7 protein-coding genes and 2 pseudogenes are annotated in these 7,440 nt (G+C 66.0%); 1 reads left to right on the top strand and 8 read right to left on the bottom strand.

The window, feature by feature from the left end; genetic code table 11:
* The 3 genes and pseudogenes from AB0F61_RS27875 to wrbA form a co-directional block, all read right to left on the bottom strand.
* Positions 1 to 212, bottom strand: a pseudogene (locus tag AB0F61_RS27875) (glutathione S-transferase family protein); the annotation flags it as partial.
* A gap of 133 nt (positions 213 to 345) precedes the next feature.
* Complete coding sequence (locus tag AB0F61_RS27870) at positions 346 to 1,035, bottom strand: hemerythrin domain-containing protein (protein WP_357815379.1); 690 nt, start codon at positions 1,033 to 1,035, stop codon at positions 346 to 348.
* Positions 1,036 to 1,171: 136 nt separating this feature from the next.
* Positions 1,172 to 1,777, bottom strand: coding sequence for an NAD(P)H:quinone oxidoreductase (gene wrbA / locus AB0F61_RS27865; protein ID WP_357815377.1), 606 nt, complete (start codon positions 1,775 to 1,777; stop codon positions 1,172 to 1,174).
* Positions 1,778 to 1,884: 107 nt separating this feature from the next.
* Here wrbA and AB0F61_RS27860 point away from each other — a divergent pair, with 107 nt between their 5' ends.
* Positions 1,885 to 2,502 (top strand): helix-turn-helix domain-containing protein, encoded by a 618-nt coding sequence (locus tag AB0F61_RS27860; protein WP_357815375.1) that lies wholly within the window; start codon positions 1,885 to 1,887, stop codon positions 2,500 to 2,502.
* A gap of 52 nt (positions 2,503 to 2,554) precedes the next feature.
* Here the strand turns inward: AB0F61_RS27860 and AB0F61_RS27855 are convergent.
* The 5 genes and pseudogenes from AB0F61_RS27855 to glsA form a co-directional block, all read right to left on the bottom strand.
* Positions 2,555 to 2,729, bottom strand: a pseudogene (locus AB0F61_RS27855) (ISL3 family transposase); the annotation flags it as partial.
* A gap of 28 nt (positions 2,730 to 2,757) precedes the next feature.
* Positions 2,758 to 2,922 carry a hypothetical protein gene (locus AB0F61_RS27850; RefSeq protein ID WP_357815372.1) on the bottom strand — a complete coding sequence of 55 codons (165 nt, stop codon included), beginning with the start codon at positions 2,920 to 2,922 and terminating at the stop codon, positions 2,758 to 2,760.
* 140 nt (positions 2,923 to 3,062) lie between these two features.
* Positions 3,063 to 4,331 (bottom strand): ammonium transporter, encoded by a 1,269-nt coding sequence (locus AB0F61_RS27845; protein ID WP_357815369.1) that lies wholly within the window; start codon positions 4,329 to 4,331, stop codon positions 3,063 to 3,065.
* 88 nt (positions 4,332 to 4,419) lie between these two features.
* The gene (gene glnII, locus AB0F61_RS27840) at positions 4,420 to 5,439 is read right to left on the bottom strand and encodes a glutamine synthetase (RefSeq protein WP_357815367.1); all 1,020 of its coding nucleotides are present in this window, start codon (positions 5,437 to 5,439) and stop codon (positions 4,420 to 4,422) included.
* 101 nt (positions 5,440 to 5,540) lie between these two features.
* Complete coding sequence (gene glsA / locus AB0F61_RS27835) at positions 5,541 to 7,178, bottom strand: glutaminase A (RefSeq protein WP_357815364.1); 1,638 nt, start codon at positions 7,176 to 7,178, stop codon at positions 5,541 to 5,543.
* Between the last annotated feature and the right edge of the window lie 262 nt (positions 7,179 to 7,440).

The following is a 7,440-nucleotide window of genomic DNA, read 5'->3' as shown; positions in this document are numbered from 1 at the left end:
AGACGGTTGGCCCACGGGCAGGCCCGACTGACCGCCAGCCGGTACCGGCCCGGCTCCACCGGGTACCCGTCGCGCCCGTCCTCGGTGATCCGAGTGGCGATGTACCGCTGGTCGCGGACGAACTCCCGACCCTGCTCGTAGTACTTGGGACCGGCACCCCGCAGTACCTCCTCGCCGGTATCCGCCTGCTCACCTTCGCTGGTCGTGCTCACGATGCCCTCCCATTGTGTTGAACTCGATCATTGATAATCCGGCCGGCGCCCCCAGGTCGTGGTTTGTCGGTCGACCCTCAGCCGACGCGCGATGAATCGGCCGCGCCGCGATCGCGTCGATGACGGCCCGTTGTCAGATCGCCGTCACTCGCGGGGGCGTAGAAGTGCCGTAAACCTTCTCGGCATAACCGGCGTACGCCTGGGAGGCCAATTGCTTGATCCCAGGCTGGGCCTCGGGAGGCATTTCGGCGATGATGCTCTCGATAACATCCGGCGCGCCTTCGTACATCAGCATTCCGAAGATTACGGGGAGCAGTTCCGGAGGAACCTCCTCACCCCCCTCTCCAGCCACGAGACGATATTCGGCCGCGGTGATGTACTTGCCGATGAGGGGTACGACGCGCTCCTCCTCAAGGGCCAAGTGCTCCCAGAGGATCGGTACAAGTTGGTCGATGGCGTCCGCGAGAGCATCGCGCGTCACGGCCGACGCGTTGGCACGCCACAGCCCCAGTGCCTCGTTCACCTGCTCATAGCACCGGTGAATGGCGTCGTGCTGCTCCTCCATCACACCGATAATCGGCGCGATCTCCTCGGGGACCCGTTCCTGCAGACGAGGCCAGATGTGCTTGTCCTCGCCGGAGTGGTGCTGCGCGAGGAGCGCGTTCATCAGGTCGACGTGGCTCGCCACCACTGCTGTGCGCTGCTGATCACCGTCGCCGACACCGCGCACCAGATCGGGCGCAGACCCGAGTTCGCGGCGGAGCATGGTGTGTACCGCGAACATGTCACGGGCGTCGGCCAGCGGTTCGTTTACTGGGATCACAAGTTGTCCTAACTATCTGGGTTCTCACCGGCGTAAGGGCTGGCATCTGTGCATTGCGGGGGCCTGCGGGTGTGGTCCGCCGGCGCTGCCGGTGGACCACACCCCTGGGCCCCGGACGTCAGATGTCTGACCTCGATCAGTTGCCCGTGTTCCGCAGTCGGGCCGCGAACTTCGCCAGGCGTTCGCCCTGGTAACGCGCGGCGTCAAGCTTCTCCTCGCCCGGCGCGCCAGCCCCGCCAGGGTGGGAGGTGCCGTAAGGGTTACCGCCAGCCGCGAACACGACGGGGTCGGTGTATCCGGGTGAGATGATGATCGATCCCCAGTGGTGCAGTGTGTTGTAGAGCGCCAGCAGGGTCGACTCGTTACCGCCGTGGGTGTTGCCGGCGCTGGTGAAGCCAGTGGCGGCCTTGTCGGCCATCACGTTCTGCTGCCACAACCCGCCGGTGGCGTCCATGAACTGCTTCAGCTGTGCTGCGACGTTGCCGTAGCGGGTGGGCGAGCCGAATGCGTAGGCGTCGGCCCAGACCAGGTCGTCGAGGCTGGCGATCTCGATGTCCTTGGTCGCCTCGGTGTGCTCCCGCCAAGCCGGGTTGGCATCGATGGCTGCGTCCGGAGCGAGCTCCGCCACCCGTCGCACGCGCACTTCGGCGCCGACCCTCTCTGCGCCTTCGGCGACTGCCCTGGCGAGCTGGTGCACGGTACCGGTCGCCGAGTAGTAGATGACCGCAACCTTGGTGCTCATGATCGTTCCTTCCCAGAGGGACTTGCTAACCGGATAGCTATCCGCGTACTCGCCGACACTAACCGGATGCCCATCCGCTTGACAAGGAATCCGGTAGCCTCGGCGGCATGAGAGACGAACGCAACACGGACGGCACCGAGCTCGCGCTTGCAGGTCAGCCGCCGCTAGAGCGTTCGGACGCCGCGCGCAATCGCCAGCGCATCCTCGACGCGGCAGCGCAGCTGTTGGCCGAAAAGGGCCCCGAGGCCGTCACAATGAACGTTGTGGCACAGTTGGCCGGAATCGGCGTCGGAACGGTTTATCGCCGATTCGGGGATTTGACCCAGCTGCTCCTTGCCCTTCTCGACCACCGAGAGCGGCAGTTTCAGCAGGCATTCCTCAGCGGCCCCATGCCGCTGGGTCCCGGCGCCCCGCCCCGCGACCGGTTGCGCGCGTTCCTCCATGCACTCGTCGACCACGTCGCGGAGCACCAGACAGTCATGCTCGCCGCAGAAGCCGCCTCACCCCTCGCGCGCTACACCACTGGTCCGTACCTGGCCTGGCACCTTCACGTCTCGATGCTGGTTCGCCGGATTTGGCCCGACGCCGACGCCGGTGTCATGGCCAACCTCCTGCTCTCCCTCTGCCCACCGAGCTTGATCCGGCACCTCACCGCCAGACAGGGCATCACGCCGGAACAAATTCGGATGAGCATCGATCAACTGCTTGACGCCCCGCCACGGTAGACGCGCGAGCAGCAGCAGGACGTCGAGGGCGGGAAGCGCCAACCGCCACCACGACCGCCGGCGGCTCCCGGCGGAGCGGCGACGCGTCCGCGCAGCGGACGGCATTCGGCGTGATCCACCACCACGGTCAGATAGCGGTGGCCCTTCTTATGGCTGACCTTGTCGACACCGATACGGCGCAGCCCGTCGAACCGGTCCACCACAGCGCCGGTGTCGGCCCACACCCGCGCCCGTCACCGACGACGAACCCCGGCGTCATCGCGAGCACACCGCCGCCAGCAACGCGGACACCGCCGCGACGCACCCCCTACGCACCCGCACCCGAGCCACCACCACCGACTCGACCGCATCGAACTCCACGCCCTCGACCACCGCCTGCTCGGCCCCAAACACCTCAGCCCATACCCAGGCAGAACGCACGCCGTTCTCCCGCCCATCAAGTTCTGACCTTCAACAAGCCAGAACCTAGGCAGGACAACGGCGTGCGCCACAAACGACGCGCCCTCATCGGTCTCGGGGACGCTCGCCCGCCGTGACCAGCATGATCACGCTGAAAGGGTTCAGTAGTGCCGGTGCGCGGCCGGCCCGCTGAATTCGAGTTCCTTCTTCTCCGCCACGACGAAGTCGTAGGCACTCTCCGCGTGCACGACCTGGTCGATGCCGGTGACCTCATGCTCGCGAGGAACTCGGAAGCCGATCGTCACCTGGATGATCATCGCCAGCAGGCACGAGACCACCAGGGAGTACGCGGCGACGGTGAGGGCACCGATCGCCTGCTTCCACAACTGCTCGGGGCCGGCGCCCGCGACGAGGCCGTCAGTGACGTCGAAGACCCCGATGAGCAACGTACCGACGAGTCCGCCGACCGCGTGGACGCCCACCACGTCGAGGGAGTCGTCATAGCCGAGCCGGTCCTTCAGGCCGACGGCCCACGCACACACCAGGCCGGCTACGACGCCGATGGCGATCGCACCCCAGGAGTTCACCGCGGCACACGCCGGAGTGATCGCCACGAGCCCGGCGACCGCACCGGACGCCGCACCAAGGGAGGTGAACTTGCCCTTGCGTACACGTTCCCACGTGAGCCAGCCCATCATGGCCGCGCCGGTCGCCACCTGCGTGTTGAAGAACGCGACGCTGGCGGTGCCGTTGGCGGCAAGCGCCGATCCGGCGTTGAAGCCGAACCACCCGAACCACAGCAGACCTGAGCCGAGCATCACGAACGGCAGGCTGTGTGGACGCATCGGATCCTTCTTGAAGCCGACCCGCTTGCCCAGGACCAGCAGCGCGCCGAGGGCGGCCATGCCGGCGTTGATGTGCACCGCCGTGCCGCCGGCGAAGTCTTTGACGCCGAGCTTGTAGATCCAGCCCCCGGACTGCCACACCCAGTGGGCCACCGGGAAGTACACCACCGTCACCCAGACGGCAATGAACAGCATCCACGCGCCGAACTTGGCACGGTCCGCGATCGCGCCGCTGATCAGCGCCGGCGTGATGATGGCGAACATCAGCTGGAACGCGGCGAAGGCGAACACGGGAATGCTGCCGGTCAACGTGGTGCCCGTAACGCCGCGCATGCCGGCCTGGGCCAGGTTGCCGATGATCCCGTGCCCACCCAGGTCGTCGCCGAAGGTGAGCGAATAGCCGTAGGCCACCCAGAGCACGCTCACGATGCCCAAGCTGACGAAGCTCATCAGCAGCATGTTGAGCACGCTCTTGACCCGGACCATGCCGCCGTAGAAGAAGGCCAGTCCCGGGGTCATCAGCATGACCAGCGCGGCGCTGATCAGGACAAATGAAGTGTCGCCCGCGTCGAAGCCTGTTGGCATTTGTTGTGCGCTCCATATCTAGCTGGCCGCCGCGTCGCGGCGGCTCTTGTCGGCTTCGGTGGTGGTTCTGGTGGTGGACGGCGCGTCCTCAGACGAGGTTGGCCTTTTCCAGCGCGGTGCAGCAGGTGTCGACCATGAGACGGGTGACGACGTACGGGTCGACGTTGGCGTTGGGTCGGCGGTCCTCGATGTAGCCCTTCTGATCGACCTCGACCTGCCAGGGGATACGCACGGAGGCGCCACGGTTGGACACGCCGTAGCTGTACTGGCTCCACGGGGCGGTCTCGTGCGCACCGGTCAGACGGGCCTCGACACCGGCGCCGTAGTTACGGATGTGCTCCAGCGGCTTGTCGTCACGACCGAGGGACTCGCAGGCCTCAATGATCGCCTCGTACCCGTCGCGCATTGCCTGGGTCGAGAAGTTGGTGTGCGCGCCCGCGCCGTTCCAGTCACCCTTGGCCGGCTTGGGGTCCAGCGTCGCGGTGATGCCGAAGTCCTCGGCGGTGCGGTACAACAGCCAACGCGCAATCCACAACTGGTCGGCGACCTCAAGCGGCGACAGCGGACCAACCTGGAACTCCCACTGACCCGGCATGACCTCCGCATTGATCCCGGAGATCGACAGCCCGGCTGCCAGGCAGTTGTCCAGGTGCTTCTCCACCACGGCACGACCGTGGATCTCGTCGGCACCGACGCCGCAGTAGTAGCTGCCCTGCGGGGCGGGGTATCCGCCGTCGGGGAAGCCCAACGGGCGGGTGCCCTGGAAGAACGTGTATTCCTGCTCGATGCCGAACAGCGACTGCTGTGCCGCGAACCGCTCCGCCACCGGACGCAGCAGGGCACGCGTGTTCGACTCGTGTGGCGTCCCGTCGATGTTCAGGACCTCACACATCACCAAAAGATTCGCACCGCCGCGGATCGGGTCGGGGTAGGTGGCGACCGGCTTGAGAACCCGGTCCGAGCTGTGGCCCTCGGCCTGGTTGGTGCTGGAGCCGTCGAAGCCCCAGATACCCGGCTCCACACCGTCAGCGATGATCTTCGTCTTCGACCGCAGCTTCGCGGTCGGCTCCGTGCCATCGATCCAGATGTATTCAGCCTTGTATGCCACGTGTCTTCTCTCCTGTCAGTGGGCCAGAGGTTGGCCCGTGAAACGGTGATTGGATGAACGGAAACCGCAGACTGCGGCTCCGCGTACGAGTGGGCTGCCGCTTAGACCACGAGGGCCGCCGCCGATTCGAGCAACGTCACGACGCTGCCCTTTGCGCCTCGTTGGGCATCGGAGAGCGGGGTGCCTCCCCAGCGGTCCTGCACCATCGGGGAGGCGCCGCGGTCCAGGAGGTACCGGACCACATCGAGGTGGCCCTCCGAGGCGGCTAGGTGCAGCGCGGTCCGTCTGTCGTAGTCCATGGAGTTCGGGTCCTTGCCCGTGGCGAGCGCGATCCGCACAAAGTCCAGGTCGCCCTGGCTAGCCGCCCACAGCAACCGTATGGTCGACGCCACTTCCTCCTCGATCTTGCCGCGCCGAGGGTCACGCTTGCCCGAGACCTCTCCGGCGGCGAACGAGTCGTAGACGTGGAAGTTGAAGCGGTTCACCAGCTCCTTGCAGAAGGCGACGCCGCGCACGGAGTTCCCCATCGCGTCGAGGCGGGGGGACCAGACGCAGATGCCCATGACGCCGGGTACCACGATCATGAGGCCGCCGGACACACCGCTCTTGGCCGGCAGACCAATGACGAAAGCGAACTCACCGGAGTAGTCGTACATCCCGCAGGACGACATCAACGACAGGCACTTGCGGACCGTGTCGGCCGAGAAGATCCGTTCCCCGGTAAGGGGGTTCACCCCGCCGTTGGCCAGCGAGGCGGCCACGACCGAGAGCGCCTGGGCGTCGACCTCGATTGAGCAGCACTGGAAGTAGAACTCCAGCGTCTCCATCAGGTCGGTGCCGGTGGGAAACGACTGGTGTTCGCGCATGAAGTAGCCGAGGGCGAAGTTGCGGTCGGCCGTCCGGCGTTCCGAGAGGTAGACGGCGTTGTTGAAGCCGACCGCCCCGCCGCCGGCCAGCTTGCGCCAGGTCTCGGCGACGTGGTCGAAACGGTCGGCCATCTCCCAGGCGGGACGCAGCAGGGAGCAGCACATGATCGCCCCGGAGTTAATCATCGGGTTGTGCGGCAGCCCGTCGCTGTTCAGCGTCAACTCGTTGAACCCGCGGCCGCTGGGCTCCCGACCGACGTGCTGATGCACGATGTCCGCGCCGTGCTCCTCGAGCGTCAGACAGTAGTTGATCGGCTTGCACACTGACTGGACACAGAACAGGTTGTCCGCGTCGCCGACCGCGAAACGCTGCCCGTCGACGGTGCACAGCGCGATTCCGAACTTCTCCGGATCAACACGGCCCAACTGCGGGATGTAGTCGGCGACGTGGCCCCCGTGGACACTCTGGAGCCCTTCGAAAATGGTGGAGATCTCCGCCTGGAGCGCGGCGAAGTCCGGGATGACGAAGTCCCCTCGGATGGACTTCTCGACGACACCGCCTCCCTTCTTGCACAGGCCGATGAAACCGTCGAGGTCGATCCAAGTTTGCCCCTTGTCGCCTACAGCGTGCCGCAGATCGGCCCACACATCGGCCGCGCGCGGATCCGACTCCAAAATGCCAGACTCCCGCAGGCGGACGCCGAGCTCCGCCGCGGAGATCCTGCCCTCGGAATCGACGTTGAAGGAGTTGAACAGCTTCCCGTAGCGCCCAACGGCGAACTCGTCGCTCCCGATCGACTCACCGGGCAGACCTCCGGGCGTCGACTGGCCGGAATCCTGCTGCCGATTTCCGGGCTTCTTGGTCGCGGGCATGACGAAGTTCCAGTTCTGTCCAACTCGGACGATCGATATGTGTACCATCGGTGCCAGGCGGCAACCGGCCGGGTAGCGCACCCTGCCGGTGCTCTTCACACGGATGGCACCGGGCTCAAGGCGCGTTACCGATGTTCGCAGAACCGAGAACGGGCCGGCATCGGGAGAATTCCGCGTCTGTCAACGGCGGCAGGAACCCAAACGTCTCGGATCCCGCCCGGATACCGTGGGAAATCTTCCTAGTGCCCTGTCAGGCAGCCTT

Source organism: Micromonospora sp. NPDC023888 (assembly GCF_040639415.1).
Taxonomy (GTDB): domain Bacteria; phylum Actinomycetota; class Actinomycetes; order Mycobacteriales; family Micromonosporaceae; genus Micromonospora.
The sequence above is the reverse complement of the archived record's forward strand: the minus strand, read 5'-3'. Positions and strand labels throughout refer to the sequence as shown.

What these genes read in the sequence shown, in the direction of transcription:
- wrbA (WP_357815377.1), bottom strand. Translation starts at nt 1,777, where the DNA reads ATGAGCACCAAGGTTGCGGTCATCTACTACTCGGCGACCGGTACCGTG.
- AB0F61_RS27860 (WP_357815375.1), top strand. Translation starts at nt 1,885, where the DNA reads ATGAGAGACGAACGCAACACGGACGGCACCGAGCTCGCGCTTGCAGGT.
- AB0F61_RS27845 (WP_357815369.1), bottom strand. Translation starts at nt 4,331, where the DNA reads ATGCCAACAGGCTTCGACGCGGGCGACACTTCATTTGTCCTGATCAGC.
- glsA (WP_357815364.1), bottom strand. Translation starts at nt 7,178, where the DNA reads ATGCCCGCGACCAAGAAGCCCGGAAATCGGCAGCAGGATTCCGGCCAG.